General features: G+C 58.8%; 15 protein-coding genes. 14 read left to right on the forward strand and 1 reads right to left on the reverse strand.

What is annotated here, in order from left to right:
- Nucleotides 1-170 precede the first annotated feature (170 nt).
- The 14 genes from glyA (at nt 171) to BN4575_RS08240 (ending at nt 14,204) form a co-directional block, all read left to right on the forward strand.
- Entirely contained in the window at nt 171-1,424 is a 1,254-nt protein-coding gene (gene glyA, locus BN4575_RS08175) for a serine hydroxymethyltransferase (RefSeq protein ID WP_068977825.1), read from the forward strand.
- Nucleotides 1,425-1,506: 82 nt separating this feature from the next.
- Nucleotides 1,507-1,965, forward strand: coding sequence for a hypothetical protein (locus BN4575_RS08180; RefSeq protein WP_083221017.1), 459 nt, complete (start codon nt 1,507-1,509; stop codon nt 1,963-1,965).
- A 135-nt stretch (nt 1,966-2,100) separates the two neighbouring features.
- Complete coding sequence (gene nrdR, locus BN4575_RS08185) at nt 2,101-2,550, forward strand: transcriptional regulator NrdR (RefSeq protein WP_005338880.1); 450 nt, start codon at nt 2,101-2,103, stop codon at nt 2,548-2,550.
- 105 nt (nt 2,551-2,655) lie between these two features.
- Complete coding sequence (gene ribD / locus BN4575_RS08190; RefSeq protein ID WP_068977827.1) at nt 2,656-3,765, forward strand: bifunctional diaminohydroxyphosphoribosylaminopyrimidine deaminase/5-amino-6-(5-phosphoribosylamino)uracil reductase RibD; 1,110 nt, start codon at nt 2,656-2,658, stop codon at nt 3,763-3,765.
- A gap of 54 nt (nt 3,766-3,819) precedes the next feature.
- On the forward strand, nt 3,820-4,473 hold the full coding sequence (locus BN4575_RS08195) for a riboflavin synthase (protein WP_068977828.1): 654 nt from the start codon (nt 3,820-3,822) through the stop codon (nt 4,471-4,473).
- Between the two features lie 149 nt (nt 4,474-4,622).
- Nucleotides 4,623-5,732, forward strand: coding sequence for a bifunctional 3,4-dihydroxy-2-butanone-4-phosphate synthase/GTP cyclohydrolase II (gene ribBA / locus BN4575_RS08200; RefSeq protein WP_068977829.1), 1,110 nt, complete (start codon nt 4,623-4,625; stop codon nt 5,730-5,732).
- A gap of 203 nt (nt 5,733-5,935) precedes the next feature.
- Nucleotides 5,936-6,406: a 6,7-dimethyl-8-ribityllumazine synthase gene (ribE, locus tag BN4575_RS08205; RefSeq protein ID WP_042018201.1), complete on the forward strand. Its 471-nt coding sequence runs from the start codon at nt 5,936-5,938 to the stop codon at nt 6,404-6,406.
- 14 nt (nt 6,407-6,420) lie between these two features.
- Nucleotides 6,421-6,834, forward strand: a complete 414-nt coding sequence (gene nusB / locus BN4575_RS08210; protein ID WP_042018200.1) for a transcription antitermination factor NusB — start codon at nt 6,421-6,423, stop codon at nt 6,832-6,834.
- A 57-nt stretch (nt 6,835-6,891) separates the two neighbouring features.
- Nucleotides 6,892-7,851, forward strand: a complete 960-nt coding sequence (gene thiL / locus BN4575_RS08215) for a thiamine-phosphate kinase (protein WP_068977830.1) — start codon at nt 6,892-6,894, stop codon at nt 7,849-7,851.
- The gene (locus BN4575_RS08220) at nt 7,848-8,342 is read left to right on the forward strand and encodes a phosphatidylglycerophosphatase A family protein (RefSeq protein WP_068977831.1); all 495 of its coding nucleotides are present in this window, start codon (nt 7,848-7,850) and stop codon (nt 8,340-8,342) included. Before thiL ends, BN4575_RS08220 begins: the two co-directional genes overlap by 4 nt.
- Before the next feature lie 487 nt (nt 8,343-8,829).
- Nucleotides 8,830-10,554, forward strand: coding sequence for a dipeptide ABC transporter ATP-binding protein (locus tag BN4575_RS08225; protein ID WP_042018196.1), 1,725 nt, complete (start codon nt 8,830-8,832; stop codon nt 10,552-10,554).
- 75 nt (nt 10,555-10,629) lie between these two features.
- The gene (locus tag BN4575_RS08230) at nt 10,630-12,186 is read left to right on the forward strand and encodes an ABC transporter substrate-binding protein (RefSeq protein WP_068977832.1); all 1,557 of its coding nucleotides are present in this window, start codon (nt 10,630-10,632) and stop codon (nt 12,184-12,186) included.
- 98 nt (nt 12,187-12,284) lie between these two features.
- Nucleotides 12,285-13,259, forward strand: a complete 975-nt coding sequence (locus BN4575_RS08235; RefSeq protein WP_042018193.1) for an ABC transporter permease — start codon at nt 12,285-12,287, stop codon at nt 13,257-13,259.
- Nucleotides 13,260-13,262: 3 nt separating this feature from the next.
- Nucleotides 13,263-14,204 (forward strand): ABC transporter permease, encoded by a 942-nt coding sequence (locus tag BN4575_RS08240; protein WP_042018191.1) that lies wholly within the window; start codon nt 13,263-13,265, stop codon nt 14,202-14,204.
- 76 nt (nt 14,205-14,280) lie between these two features.
- Here the strand turns inward: BN4575_RS08240 and dxs are convergent, their stop codons facing one another.
- Nucleotides 14,281-16,149 (reverse strand): 1-deoxy-D-xylulose-5-phosphate synthase, encoded by a 1,869-nt coding sequence (gene dxs / locus BN4575_RS08245; RefSeq protein WP_068977833.1) that lies wholly within the window; start codon nt 16,147-16,149, stop codon nt 14,281-14,283.
- Between the last annotated feature and the right edge of the window lie 8 nt (nt 16,150-16,157).

A 16,157-nucleotide genomic window follows, 5' to 3' on the forward strand; every position in this document is an offset into this window, starting at 1 on the left:
TGTCTCTTTTGGCGGAGTGGCCAGGGTATTGAACGTGGAGGAAATCTTGTTTTTTTACAACATAAAATCAACATTTTTTTAGGTTGTTGGACTGTCTCTTTGATCCAGCTCACGTTACAATGCCACGCCCATTACACCTACCGCGCAAACGATTTTCAGGAGAGAAACGGATGTTGAAACGTGACATGACCATCGCCAGCTATGACCCCCAGCTGTGGCAGGCCATCACAGACGAGACCCGTCGTCAGGAAGAGCATATCGAGCTGATTGCGTCTGAGAACTACACCAGCCCCCGTGTCATGGAAGCCCAGGGCTCCCAGTTGACCAACAAGTACGCTGAAGGCTATCCGGCCAAGCGCTACTACGGTGGTTGCGAGTATGTGGATGTGGTCGAAACCCTGGCCATCGAGCGCGCCAAAGAGCTGTTCGGTGCCACTTACGCCAACGTGCAGCCGCACTCCGGCTCCCAGGCCAACAGCGCCGTCTATATGGCTCTGCTGCAGCCGGGCGACACCGTACTGGGCATGAACTTGGCCCACGGTGGTCACCTGACCCACGGCTCCCCGGTCAACTTCTCCGGCAAGCTTTACAACATCATCCCTTACGGTATCGATGAGTCCGGCAAAATTGACTACGACGAGATGGAGCGTCTGGCCGTTGAGCACAAGCCGAAGATGATGATCGGTGGTTTCTCCGCCTACTCCGGTATCGTTGACTGGGCCCGTATGCGTGAAATCGCTGACAAAATAGGTGCTTACCTGTTCGTCGACATGGCTCACGTAGCCGGTCTGATTGCCGCAGGCGTCTACCCGAACCCGGTTCCCCACGCTCACGTGGTGACCTCTACCACTCACAAGACCCTGGCCGGTCCCCGTGGTGGTCTGATCCTATCCGCCGCTGACGACGAAGAGCTCTACAAAAAGCTCAACTCTGCCGTCTTCCCGGGTGGTCAGGGTGGCCCGCTGATGCACGTCATCGCCGGTAAAGCCGTTGCCTTTAAAGAGGCGCTGGAGCCGGAGTTCAAGACCTATCAGGCTCAGGTAGTGAAAAACGCCAAGGCGATGGCTGCGACCTTTATCGAGCGCGGTTACAAGATCGTCTCCGGCGGTACCGACAACCATCTGATGCTGGTTGACCTGATTGGCCGCGAGCTGACTGGTAAGGAGGCTGACGCTGCACTGGGCAAAGCCAACATCACCGTCAACAAGAACTCCGTGCCTAACGACCCGCGCTCCCCGTTCGTCACCTCAGGTGTGCGGATCGGTACCCCGGCCATCACCCGCCGCGGTTTCAAGGAAGCCGAGTCGATCCAGCTGACCAACTGGATCTGCGACGTACTGGATAACCACGACAACGATGCCGTGCTGGCCACCGTACGCGAGCAGGTGCTGGACATCTGCCGCCGCTTCCCGGTTTATGCCTGATAACGGCGTTAATCCGGTTTGAGACCAATGCCACCTTCGGGTGGCATTGTTTTTTATGGCATTTGGCAAGAGGTGAGGACGGATGACTCAGAGTAACAAAGCAACGATGCACGATGACGGGCGTGATGAGGAGTGGGAGGCGGCGCTCAAGCTGGCGATCCGCGCCCAGTATCACTTTCGTACCAGCGAGCAGGGGCTGCTGGCCTGGGATGTGCGCCGATTGGTGCGATTGAGCCGCGACCTGCCGGTGCAGGCGGTGGCCCTCGGCCGGATTGCCGAACTTGACCGGGTGCACTGGTACGGCCATGACGGCGCCAGCCCCACGGTGCGCAGCGTGGTCGAGCATTGCCAGCTCATCATGGCGGCGGATCTCGCCTATCCGGTTATTCTCGACAGCGCCGGTCGGGTGATGGATGGCATGCACCGGATCGGCAAGGCATTGATGCTGGGTCATGACTATATCGATGCGGTGCAGTTTACGGTCGATCCCGCCCCCGATTATCTGGATTGCGATCCCGATACCCTGCCTTACGACGACTGAGTTGCCCCTTGGTGATAACGGACAGAAAAATCACGCTTTTCCGCTTTTTACCGCCCTTGTATGGCCGTGCTACACTGGCCGACCTAGATCCTGGCCCGCCGGGCCGGTCCCTGTTCCATTAACGCCGGAGGTCCGATGCATTGCCCATTCTGTAGTGCGGTTGATACCAAGGTGATCGATTCCCGTCTGGTGGCAGAAGGCCATCAGGTGCGCCGCCGTCGTGAGTGTCTGCTCTGTCACGAGCGCTTTACCACCTTCGAGATGGCCGAGCTGGTGATGCCCCGCGTCATCAAGTCCAATGGCTCCCGAGAGCCGTTCAACGAAGACAAGCTGCGTGCCGGCATCCTGCGGGCGCTGGAGAAGCGGCCGGTGAGCATGGAGGCCATCGAAAAGGCGGTCAACCACATCAAATCCCGCCTGCGCGCCACCGGTGAGCGGGAAGTCGCCTCCGAGCTGGTGGGCAATCTGGTGATGGATGAGCTCAAGAGTCTGGACAAGGTGGCCTATATCCGCTTTGCCTCCGTCTATCGCAGCTTCGAAGATATCCGTGAGTTTGGTGAAGAGATCGCCAAGCTGGAAAAATGAACCTTCCCGGACGCAGGTTCGATTAGCGACGCGTAATCGGACGCGGTAACGCAGTCAGTTACGTGATCGGATGTGGCTTGGGTGTTGTTGAAGACAGGAGTCCTGATGTTTAGTCAAGATGATTACCAATGGATGAGTCGGGCCCTCGAACTGGCCCGCCGTGGCCGCTACACCACGGCCCCCAACCCCTGCGTGGGTGCCGTGCTGGTCAAAGATGGGGTGGTGGTTGGCGAAGGGTGGCATCAGAAGGCGGGCGAGCCCCATGCGGAGGTCTATGCCCTGCGCGCCGCCGGTGACAATGCCCGTGGCGCCACCGCCTATGTGACCCTCGAACCCTGCTCTCACCATGGCCGTACTCCCCCTTGCGCCGAGGCGTTGATCAAAGCCGGTGTTGCCCGGGTGGTGGCGGCCATGGTCGATCCCAATCCCGAAGTGGCCGGGCGCGGTCTGCGCATGCTCTCCGAGGCGGGTATCAAGACCGATTTTGGCCTGTTGGCCAGCGATGCCGAGGCGCTCAATCCGGGTTTTTTCAAGCGGATGCGAACTGCTTTTCCACGGACCACAATCAAGTTGGGTGCCAGCCTCGATGGTCGTACCGCCATGGCGAGCGGCGAGAGCCAGTGGATCACCTCCCCCGATGCACGCCGCGACGTGCAGCGGCTGCGAGCCCGCCACGATGCGGTACTCTCCAGCGCCGAAACCGTGCTGGTCGATAACGCCTCCCTGACCGTGCGTTGGGACGAGCTGCCACCTTCGGTCAAAGCCAGCTATCCCAAAGAGACCCTGCGCCAGCCGCTGCGGGTCATCGTCGATTCGCAAAACCGGCTCACTCCCGATCTGCCGCTGTTCCAGAGCGAAAGCCCGGTGCTGCTGGCCCGCCACAAGGCATCCGGCGAGTGGCCCGAGTGGGTGCAGCAGCTGGAGCTGCCGCTGCTGGATGGCAAGCTGGATCTGGTCAGCCTGTTCATGTTGCTGGCTAAACGGCAGATCAACTCGGTGCTGGTTGAAGCGGGGCCGCGGCTGTGCGGCGCGCTGCTGGATAAAGGACTGGTGGATGAGCTGGTGCTCTATCAGGCGCCAAAACTGATGGGTGATGAGGGGCGCGGACTGTTCCATCTGCCCGGGCTGAGCCGACTGTTTCAGGCGCCCAAGCTCAACATCAAGGATGTGCGGATGGTTGGTCTGGATATTCGCATTACCGCCAAAATAGCCTGATTTATCAATGTTCAAGGGGGCAGCTTCTGCCCCGTCATCAGCAAGGTGATCTGCATGTTTACCGGAATTATCGAAGCGGTGGGAACCCTGGCCGAACTGCGCCGTCAGGGCGACGACATGGCCCTCACCGTCCATGCGCCGGGGCTGGATTTTAGCGACGTCAAGCTGGGTGACTCCATCGCCACCAACGGCGTCTGCCTCACAGTGGTGGCGCTGGGCGACCAGCGCTATACCGCTGATGTGTCGCTGGAAACCCTGTCGCGCAGCGGCTTTGCCGCGGCCAGGGTGGGCGATCGGGTCAACCTCGAGAAGGCGCTGATGCCCACCTCTCGCCTCGGCGGCCATCTGGTCTCTGGTCATGTGGATGGGGTGGGGGAGGTGAAAAGCGTCTCCAGCAGCGGCCGCGCCATCGAGTACTGGATCAAGGCGCCGGGCGATCTCTCCCGCTACATCGCCGAGAAAGGCTCGATTGCGGTGGATGGCATCAGCCTCACCGTCAACGCCGTGCAGGGGGATCTGTTCCGCCTGACGATCGTGCCCCACACCGCCCAGGAGACCACCATCGCCAGCTGGAAGCCCGGCCACAAGGTCAACCTGGAGGTGGATCAGATTGCCCGCTATCTGGAGCGGCTGATGATGGGCAAACCTCAGGAGAGCAGCGCCTCGACCCTGACCATGGCGACCCTGGCCAAGGCCGGTTTTCTCTAACGGTGTGCGCTAAATCAGGCTACCAAAACGATTTTCTGTGATCCCGCTCTGATTGAAATGGGGCAGTGCGCCCCCATCTAGAGCAACATACACTCGCATTTTTATTGAGCCGGCGGGCTCAATTCCCAAGCACATTGATGGAGTAACCCATGGCGCTGAGCACAACCCAGGAAATCATTGCCGATATCAAGGCTGGCAAGATGGTGATCCTGATGGATGACGAAGACAGGGAGAATGAAGGTGACCTCATCATGGCCGCCTCCTGCGTCCGTCCTGAGGATATCAACTTCATGGCCCGCTACGGCCGTGGCCTCATCTGCCTGACCCTGACTCAGGATCGCTGCAAGCAGCTGGCGCTGCCGCTGATGGTTGATCGCAACAATGCCCAGTTCTCTACCGCCTTCACCGTGACCATCGAAGCGGCCGAAGGGGTGACGACCGGTATATCCGCCGCCGATCGCGCGGTGACCGTGCAAGCGGCGGTGGCGCCCAATGCCAAGGCGGCCGATCTGGTGCAGCCGGGCCACATTTTCCCGCTGATGGCGCAGGATGGCGGCGTGCTGACCCGTGCCGGTCACACCGAAGCTGGCTGCGATCTGGCTCGTCTGGCCGGTTATGAGGCGGCCTCCGTCATCGTCGAGATCCTCAACGAAGATGGCTCCATGGCGCGCCGTCCGGATCTGGAAGTATTCGCGGAGCAGCACGGCATCAAGCTCGGCACCATCGCCGACCTTATCGAGTACCGCAACCAGCACGAGACCACGGTCGAGAAAGTGGCTGAGTGCAAGCTGCCTACCGAGTTTGGCGAGTTTGACCTCATCACCTTCCGTGACACCATCGACAATCAGGTTCACTTCGCCCTGAAAAAGGGTGACGTGCAGGCTGACCAACCGACGCTGGTGCGGGTGCACCTGCACGATGTGTTGGGGGATCTGCTGCTGACCGACCGCCACGCTGCCCGTAGCTGGCCGCTGCCCAAATCCATGGCCCGCATCGCCAGCGAGGGCGGGGTGCTGGTGATCCTGGGGGCGGAATCTCATGGTGATGAGCTGGTGGCCCGGGTCAAGGGTTTTGAAGCCGCCGACAAGGGATTGGCACCGGAAGGGGCCAAGTGGCAGGGCACCTCGCGCCGGGTTGGCGTCGGTTCCCAGATCCTCAAGGCGCTTGGCGTGAGCAAGATGCGCCTGCTGAGCTCGCCGAAGAAGTACCATGCCCTCGGTGGTTTCGGTCTGGAAGTGGTTGAGTACGTCAGCGAGTAAAGTTCTACCAGAGAAGTACCATCCCCTTCCGGGCGGTTTCGGTCTGGAAGTAGTGGAATAGGTCGGCGAGTAAGCTCGCCGGACTGGTTAAATCGCGATCATGGCTGTCTATTGCAGCCATGGTTTTTGTCGTGGGTCTGTTGTGCTAGAATGTGCGCACTTTTGACTCCGGCTCTTTTGATTGCACAGATACAGGATTTCCAATGAAAGTTATCGAAGGAAATATCGCCGCTCCTGAGGCGCGCGTTGCTATTGTTGTTGCCCGTTTCAACAGCTTCATCAACGACAGTCTGGTGAACGGTGCGGTGGACGTACTGAAGCGTCAAGGTCAAGTACAGGACAGCAACCTGACACTGGTAAAAGTGCCGGGCGCGATGGAAATGCCATTGGTCATCAAAAAGTTGGCCAAGAGTGGTCAATACGACGCCATCGTGGCGGTCGGTACTGTCATCCGTGGCGGCACTTACCACTTCGACCTGGTGGCAAACGAGAACAGCAAGGGCATGGCTCAGGTAATGATGGAGTATGAAATTCCCGTTGCCTTCGGCGTGCTGACCACTGAAAACATTGAACAAGCCATCGAGCGTGCAGGTACCAAGGCGGGTAACAAGGGTGCAGAGGCTGCACTGGCAGCGCTCGAAATGATCAACGTCCTGAAAGAACTGGACGTGTAACGAGGAGAAGTACATTGAAACCGTCCGAGCGCCGTAAAGCCCGCCATTGCGCCACCCAGGCCATCTACCAGTGGCAGATGACCAAGGCTAACGTGGGTGACATCGAAGAGCAGTTCAAGATCGATCAGGACACCAAGGGTGTAGACCTGAGCTATTTCCGCGATCTGCTGTTTGGGGTAGCCCTCCACTGCAACGAGCTGGATAAGGTATTTGCACCTTTCCTCTCCCGTCCGCTGGAAGAAGTGGACATGGTGGACAAGGCGATCCTGCGTCTGGCGACCTATGAGCTGACCCGTCGTGATGATGTGCCGCCCCGTGTGGTGATCAACGAAGCGATCGAGCTGGCCAAAGCCTTTGCCGCCGATGACAGCCACAAGTTTGTCAACGGTGTACTGGACAAAGTGATCAAGACGCTGAGCAAGCGTTGATCCTGCTGTCCGTCAGCATTAAGAGAGGAGCCAGCCTAACCGCTGGCTTTTTACTGTATGGGTGAATTTGAGCTGATTGATAAGTACTTCAAGGTTCCCCACGCCCGCAAGGACGTGGTGATGGGCCCTGGAGATGACTGTGCCTTGCTGACCCTGCCTCCCGATACCCAGCTGGCAGTGAGCACCGACACCCTGGTGAGTGGCGTACACTTCTTTCCCGACATGGATCCGGTGGATCTCGGCTACAAGGCGCTGGCGGTCAATCTCTCCGATCTCGCCGCCATGGGGGCCGAGCCACGCTGGGTGTCGCTGGCGTTGACCTTGCCCGCTATCAACGAGAGTTGGGTTGCTGGCTTTGCCGAAGGGTTCCTGGAGCTTGCCGAGTACTACAACGTGGCGCTGGTGGGGGGGGATATGACCCGCGGGCCGCTCTCCATCACCATCTCGGTCAAGGGATCTGTGCCTGCCGGTCGTGCCCTGCTGCGCAGCGGTGCCAAAGCCGGTGATGGCATCTATGTGACCGGTACTCTGGGGGATGCGGCGCTGGCGCTCTCCCACCTGCTTGGCAAACGTACCCTCAACGAGAACCAGCTGGCTGCGGTATTGCCCAGACTCGAGCATCCTCACCCCCGTATTCTTGCCGGACAGGCCCTGCGTGGGCTGGCGGGCAGTGCGCTGGATCTCTCCGATGGTCTGGCATCGGATCTTCGTCATATTCTCAAGGCATCCGGGGTACGGGCCCAGATCGATCTCGATTTACTGCCGCTCTCGCCAGTGCTGCGCGATGCGGTGAGCGATCAGGCGGCGTGGCAACTGGCGCTGGCCGGTGGTGATGACTACGAGCTCTGCTTTACCGTGCCGCAGGAACATCACGGTGCGCTGGATACGGCGCTGGCCCACAGCGGGGTCAAGTTCACCCGCATCGGTCGCATCCTGGCGGGTGAGCCGGGTATCGATTATCTGCGTGGCGAACAAGTGGTGGAGCTGCAATTGAAAGGGTGGGATCACTTCGTATGAGCTTTTTTATGATAAAGCCCGAGTTGAAACGACTGAACCTGAAGAACCCGCTCCACTTGCTGGCGGTGGGGTTTGGCTCTGGCCTCTCCCCCAAGGCACCCGGCACCATGGGCACGCTGGTGGCCATTCCGCTCTATCTGCTGGTGAGCGGTCTGCCGACCCACTGGTTTATCGCCTTGCTGGCGGTGGGGTTTGTGGTGGGGATCCGCATCTGCCAGAGCGCCAGCGATGCCATCGGCATGGCGGATCATGGCGCCATCGTCTGGGATGAGGTGATCGGTTTTGGTGTCACCATGATTGCCGCTCCGGCTGGCTGGGAGTGGGTGTTGGCCGGCTTCGTGCTGTTCCGGCTGTTCGATGTGCTCAAACCCTGGCCCATCTGCTGGTTTGACCGCCGGATCCACGGCGGCTTCGGCATCATGCTGGACGATTTGATCGCCGCGTTGTTTGCCCTGTTTTGTATGCAATTGCTGGCGTTCTGGCTCGGCTGAATGCTGCCTTCCGGGGGATGACCGTTCTGGCATTCCCCGATTTATATCTGCTTAATTTTCATTCACCGGCATATGCTGCCGTTTATCATCCATTTCACATAAATATTCACTACTCATTCGGGGCCTGCACTCGCGTTTTAAATAGTGATAAATGCTACTTGTTGCGTTGTTGTTGAAATTAAAGTAATGATACCAATAGGTATACGGACGGACAGGCCATTTTTGTGATGATTGTCATCATTTGTTGCTATTGAATGGGTGGTTATCTGCACAAAACATTGCGGGATTGTATAACGCAAGCATTTACACCCGAGGTTAAACCGTCTAAGTTACTCGCGGGTTATTCCAAAAAAATGCAAAAAACCCGCCCGGATCGCTGGTTTCGCTGCCTCATGGATTGAGCAAATATTGCCCAAGGTAACAACCGGCATCTGCGGCTGATTTACGGACGAATTATTTGGGACGGATGTCCCCCGCAGAGGTAAACATGTCCTTGCTCGAAGTGAAAAACTTGCGGATCGAGTACCCCTCCCGCTACGGGGTGCTGGCCGCGGTGAAGGATCTCTCTTTCTCCATCGAAAAGGGTGAGATTGTCGGGGTAGTCGGAGAATCCGGCGCCGGCAAGTCCACCATCGGCAACGCCGTCATCGATCTGCTCAGTCCCCCCGGGCACATTGCCCGTGGCGATATCTACCTCAATGGCGAGCTCATCTCCGGCAAGAGCCAGAACGAGATGCGGGCCATTCGTGGCTCCCGCATCGGATTTATCTTTCAAGATCCCATGACCTCCCTCAACCCGCTGTTTACCGTTGAACAGCAGTTGGTGGAGACCATGCTGGCCAATACCAAGCTCTCCCGCGAAGCGGCCTTTGCCAAGGCACTGGAGCTGATGGGGGCGGTGGGGATCCCGCAGCCAGAACTGCGCATCAAGCAGTACCCGCACCAGTTCTCCGGTGGTATGCGCCAGCGGGTGGTCATCGCCATCGCCCTGTCGTGTGATCCTGAGTTGATCATCGCTGACGAGCCGACCACGGCCCTCGATGTCTCCATTCAGGATCAGATCCTCCAGCTTATCCGCAACCTCTGTAAAGAGCGTCAGGTGGGCTGCATGCTGGTGACCCACGACATGGGGGTGGTCTCCAACGTCACCGACAAGGTGGCGGTGATGTATCGTGGCGATCTGGTGGAGTTCGGCCTGACCGAACAGGTGTTGGGCAGCCCCAATCACCCTTATACCCGCAGCCTCATCTCGGCGGTGCCGCGCTCCGATGTGAAGCTGGTGCGCTTCCCGCTGGTCTCCTATATCGAGGATGCCAGTGCGCCGGATACCAATATCGACCTCAAGACCCACTGGCTCGGCCAGAGTCAGGACGAGCGTGCCTATGAAGGGGCGCTGCTGCGGGTGGAGAATGTCGATCTGAAGTTCGTCACCAAGGACTCCATCTTCCCGAGTCGCCGCCAGTATGTGCGCGCCTGCAACAACATCAGTTTCGAGATCTTCGAAGGGGAAACCTTCGGTCTGGTGGGGGAGTCGGGTTCCGGCAAATCCACCATAGCCCGTGCCATCACCGGCCTCTATCCGCCTGATACCGGCCAGATTTTCTTTGAGGGGATCGACTTGACCGCCCTCAAGAGCGAGCGCGAGCGTCGCCCGCTGCGCCGCCAGATGCAGATGGTGTTCCAGAACCCCTATTCGTCAATGAACCCGCGGATGAAGGTGCGCGACATCATTGCCGAGCCGATCCGCTTCCACAAATTGGCCCGCAGCGAGAGCCAGATCGAGGGGATCGTCAATGACCTGCTCGATCATGTCGGGCTGGGCCGTGGTGCCGGGGTCAAGTATCCCCACGAGTTCTCCGGCGGTCAGCGCCAGCGCATCTCCATTGCCCGCGCCCTGGCCACTCGTCCGCGCTTCCTCATCTGTGACGAGCCGACCTCGGCGCTGGATGTGTCGGTGCAGGCCCAGATCCTCAATCTGCTCAAGGATCTGCAGCAGGAGCTCAAGCTCACCATGCTGTTCATCAGCCACGATCTGCCGGTGATCCGCCAGATGTGCGACCGCATCGGGGTGATGCAGCACGGTCATCTGGTGGAAGTGGCCGCCACCGAGAAACTCTTTACCAATGCCGAGCATGAGTACAGCCGCAAGCTGATCTCCCTCATGCCTGCATTTAAAGGCATGTCCCGTGAGGGGCTGGAAATCGCCAGCTAGTAACGCACCGGTTCGCCGGATGGTGAGTGAAGTACCTTGTCATTTAATAAAAAAGCCAAAAGCATGGAGAAAACGATGAAGAAAGGATTATCCAAAATTGCCCTGGCGCTGTTTGCCGCCGGTTTCGCCTTCGGTGTCTCAGCCGCTGATATCAAGGTCGGTGTTGCCTCTGACGCTACTTCGCTGGATCCGCAGGAGCAGCTCTCCGGTCAGACTCTGGAGATGTCTCATCTGGTATTCGATCCCCTGATGCGTTACACCCAGGACCTGAAATTCGAGCCTCGTCTGGCCGAGAAGTTTGAGCGTATCGATGACAAGACCGTCCGCTTCCATCTGCGCAAAGGGGTCAAGTTCCACTCCGGTAACGACTTCACCGCCGACGACGTGGTGTGGACCGTTAATCGCCTGAAATCTTCCGTCGACTTCAAGGCGATCTTCGATCCTATTGCCGAAGTGAAGAAGGTCGATGACTACACCGTCGATCTGATCACCGCCAAGCCGTTCCCGCTGGTGCTGCAGACCGTCACCTACATCTTCCCGATGGACTCCAAGTTCTACACCGGCAAGACCGAAGCAGGCAAAGACAAGGCCGAGATCGTCAAGAATGGCGACTCCTATGCTTCAACCAACGTATCTGGTACTGGTCCGTTTATCGTCAAGTTCCGCGAGCAGGGTGTGAAGCTGGACTATGTCCGCAACGCCAACTACTGGGACAAAGCCTCCAAGGGTAACGTCGAGAACCTGACCGTGGTGCCGATCAAGGAAGATGCGACCCGTGTTGCAGCCCTGCTGGGTGGCGACGTGGACATGATCTATCCGGTCGCGCCCAACGATCTGGAGCGGGTCAAGAATGGCAAGGATTCCCAGCTGGTGACCCTATCCGGTACCCGCGCCATCATCATCGAGCTGAACCAGAACACCAACCCGGCGCTGAAAGACAAGCGGGTGCGTCAGGCGATCAACTACGCCATCAACCAGGTGGGCATCGTCGAGAAGATCAACAAGGGCTTCGGTACTCCCGCAGGTCAGCTGAGCCCGAAAGGCTATGCCGGTCACAACGAGGCGCTGGTGCCCCAGTATGATCTGGCCAAGGCCAAGGAGCTGATGAAAGAGGCCGGTTACGAGAAGGGCTTCAAGATGACTTTCATCTCCCCGGCGGCCCGCTACGTCAACGACGTCAAGATTGCCCAGGCGGTCTCGGCCATGCTGGCCAAGATCAACATCAAAGTGGATCTGAAGACCATGCCGGTGGCCCAGTACTGGCCGGAGTTTGACAAGTGCGCTGCGGACATGCAGCTGATCGGCTGGCACTCTGATACCGAAGATACTGCGAACTTCTTCGAGTTCCTGACTTTCACCAAGGATGCCAAGACCGGTATGGGTCAGTACAACTGCGCCGGTTATGCCAACGCCGAGGCTGACAAGCTGATCGAGCAGGCCAATGCCGAGACCGATCCGGCCAAGCGTGCCGAGATGCTGAAGAAGGTCGAAGCCATGGTGATCGAAGATGCTGCCTACGTGCCGTTGCACTGGGAAGATCTGGCCTATGGCGCCAAGAAGAATGTCGATATCAAGCCGGTGGTCAACGTGATGAACTTCCCTTACCTGGGTGACCTGGTGGTCGGCAAGTAAGCGAAGCACCAAGGAAGGACCGGGCGGGGTGGCCAGCTGGCCATTCCGCCCACTAACAGAAGCCTGTGCCAAGACACAGGCCACGTAGAAGGACAAGCATGTTTACATTCCTGCTGAAACGGTTCTATCAGGCCGTGATAGTGATGTTCGTCATCAGCCTGGTCGCCTTCTCCATCCAGGACAACCTGGGTGACCCGTTGCGCGAGATGGTGGGACAATCGGTCTCCGAAGCCCAGCGTCACGAGTTGCGTGAGAAGATGGGCCTCAATGATCCCTTCCTCATTAAATACAGCCGCTTTTTGAAAAATGCGGTGCATGGGGATTTGGGCACCTCCTATTTCTTCAAGCGACCTGCTCTCGAGGTGATCCTCGACAAGCTGGTGGCTACCCTTGAGCTGGTGTTTGCCGCCGCGCTGATCATAGTAGTGGTCTCTATACCGCTCGGTGTTTACTCGGCGATCCACCCGCGCAGCATTGCCACCAAGATCATCATGGCGGGGAGCAGTATCGGTATCTCGATCCCGGTGTTTTTGACCGCCATCATGTTGATGTATCTCTTCTCCATCCAGCTGGGCTGGCTGCCGGCCTATGGCCGCGGCGAGACCTATAACCTGCTGGGTTGGGAGTCGGGCTTCTTCACCTGGGACGGTATCAAGCACCTGATCCTGCCTGCGGTGTCGCTTTCCTCCATCATGCTGCCGCTGTTTATCCGGCTGGTGCGCTCCGAGATGCTGGAGCAGCTCTCCTCCGAGTACGTCAAGTTCGCCCGTGCCAAGGGGCTGGACAACAACAAGGTCTACTACAGCCACGCCCTGAAAAACACCATGCTGCCGGTGATTACCGTCGGTGGGGTGCAGATCGGCACCATGGTGGCTTACACCATCCTGACCGAGAGCGTGTTCCAGTGGCCGGGGACCGGTTTCCTGTTCCTCGAGGCGATCCACCGGGTCGATACTCCGCTGATCACCGCCTACGTCATCTTCGTGGGGCTGATTTTTGTGGTTACCAACACCCTGGTCGACCTGCTCTACGGGTTTATCAACCCGACCGTCAACCTGACAGCCAAGGGGTAACAGATGACTAATGCTGTAACTACACGCCCAGGCCGTTGGGCGCGCTTCAAGAATGCTGACATCGTCTACTACTTCCTGCGGGACAAGGTAGCCATGTTCAGCTTTGCCATATTCGTGCTGTTTGTGCTGGCGGCGCTGTTGGCGCCCTGGTTGGCACCGCACAACGTCTATGACCAGACCAGTTTTGATCTGATGGATGCTGAACTGCCACCCTCCTGGCTGGAAGGGGGCGATGCACGTTTCTGGCTAGGCACCGATAACCAGGGGCGCGATATCTGGAGCACCATCCTCTATGGTGCCCGTATTTCACTCTCCATCGGTCTGTTTGCGGTGGCGCTGCAGCTGGTGCTCGGTATCGTCATTGGTCTGATTGCCGGTTACTTCGGTGGTCGCATCGACAACCTGTTGATGCGCTTTGCCGACGTGCAGCTGTCGTTCTCCACCATGATGGTGGCGATCATCATCTCCGCCATCTTTCAGGCAACCTTTGGCTCCGAGTTCTACTCGAAGTTCGCCATCATGATGCTGGTGGTGATCATCGGTATTGCCGAGTGGCCGCAGTACGCCCGTACCGTGCGCGCTTCGGTGCTGGCGGAGAAGAAGAAGGAGTATGTGGAAGCAGCCAAGGTGATGGGATTCCGTGCCCCGCGCATCATGTTCCGCCACATTCTGCCCAACTGCCTGTCGCCCATTCTGGTGATCTCTACTGTGCAGGTGGCCAACGCCATCATGAGCGAGGCGGCACTATCCTTCCTTGGGCTCGGGATGCCGGTAGACCAGCCGTCTTTGGGGTCGCTGATCAGCGTCGGCTTCAACTACATCTTCTCCGGCTCTTGGTGGATCACCGCCTTCCCGGGGATCTGTCTGGTGGTGCTGGTGCTGGTCATCAACCTGCTGGGTGACTGGCTGCGGGATGTGTTTAACCCGAAGATTTACAAGGGTTAATACCGGTCAGAAGTGAAGATACAAGAAGGGCGCCATCAGGCGCCCTTCTCTTATTTGCTCTTTAACTCGCAGCAGGTCAGGCTTGCAGCCAGGTTTCGATGCTGAGCTGAATGCCGGCATCGTCCAGACCAAGCAGGGTATAGATCTCCTGCTGGGTGCCCTGTTCCACGAAGCGATCCGGCAGGCCGAGGTTGAGTACCGGCTTGCACTGTTTATTGCGCATCAGCAGCTCGTTCACCGCCGAACCGGCGCCGCCCATGATGGCGTTGTCTTCGATAGTGACGAAGTGATCGTGGCTGGCAGCAAGGGAAAGTACCAGCGCCTCATCCATCGGTTTGACGAAACGCATGTCCACCAGGGTGGCATCCAGTGCCTCGGCAGCTGCTTTCGCAGCGTGCAGCAGGGTGCCAAAGGCCAGAATGGCGGTACCCTTGCCCTCTCGCACTATGCGACCTTTGCCGAGTTCCAGCGCCTGCATCTCTGACAAGACGGGCGCATCGCTCAGGCTGCTGCCGCGAGGGTAACGCACGGCGGCAGGGCCCTGATGGAGATAGCCGGTATAGAGCATCTGGCGGCATTCGTTCTCGTCAGATGGCGTCATTACCACCATATTGGGCACGGTGCGCAGGAAGCTGATATCGAACGCACCCTGATGGGTCGGGCCATCGGCGCCCACCAGACCGGCCCGATCGATGGCGAACAGTACCGGCAGATCTTGCAGCGCCACATCGTGGATCACCTGATCGTAGGCGCGCTGCAGGAAGCTCGAATAGATGGCGACCACCGGTTTCTTGTCGGCGATGGCCAGACCGGCGGCGAAAGTGACCGCATGCTGCTCGGCAATGGCCACATCGAAATAGCGATCCGGATATTGCTGGCTGAATTTCACCAGCCCTGATCCTTCACGCATGGCGGGGGTGATGCCGACCAGCTTCTCATCTTTGGCGGCCATGTCGCACAGCCACTGGCCAAAGATGGCCGAGAAGGTGGGTTTGGCACCGCTCGCCTTGGGCAGGGAGCACTCGTCCGGATTGAACTTGGGCACAGCATGATAACCGATGGGGTCTTTTTCGGCCGGCTCGTAACCCTTGCCCTTCTTGGTCTTGACGTGCAGCAGCTGCGGGCCCTTGAGGTTGCGCATGTTGCGCAGGGTCTCGACCAGCGCCTCGATATCGTGACCGTCGATGGGGCCGATATAGTTGAAGCCGAACTCCTCGAACAGGGTGCCGGGCACCACCATCCCCTTGAGGTGCTCTTCGGCCCGCTTGGCCAGCTCCTTGACCGGTGGCAGACCCGCCAACACCTTCTTGCCGCCTTCGCGGATGGTGGTGTAGAGCTTGCCGGACATGACCCGGGCCAGATGGTTGTTGAGCGCGCCGACGTTCTCGGAGATGGACATCTCGTTGTCGTTGAGGATCACCAGCATGTCCTTGTGCACATCGCCGGCGTGGTTGAGCGCTTCAAACGCCATCCCCGCGGTAATGGCACCATCACCGATCACCGCAACCACCTTGCGACCCAGCCCTTCGCTCTCGGCGGCAACCGCCATGCCGAGGGCGGCACCGATGGAGGTGCTGGAGTGGCCGACGCTCAGTACGTCGTACTCGCTCTCGTCACGCCAGGGGAAGGGGTGCAGACCATCCTTCTGACGGATGGTGTGGATCCGGTCACGGCGTCCGGTCAGGATCTTGTGGGGATAGGCCTGATGGCCCACATCCCAGATCAACCGATCAAACGGCGTGTTATAGACGTAGTGCAGCGCCACGGTCAGTTCGACCGTGCCAAGACCGGAGGCAAAGTGTCCGCTGGAGCGGCTGACCGAGCGCAGCAGATATTCGCGCAGCTCGTTGCACAGCACCGGCAGCCGATCTTTGGGCAAGGAACGCAGCTCGATTGGCGTGTCCGCCAGGGCCAGGTTGGGGAAATTGCTAATATCAACGCTCATATTGTTAC

The sequence above is a fragment of the Aeromonas sp. EERV15 genome, assembly GCF_900079845.1.
GTDB classification, from domain to species: Bacteria; Pseudomonadota; Gammaproteobacteria; order Enterobacterales; family Aeromonadaceae; genus Aeromonas; species Aeromonas sobria.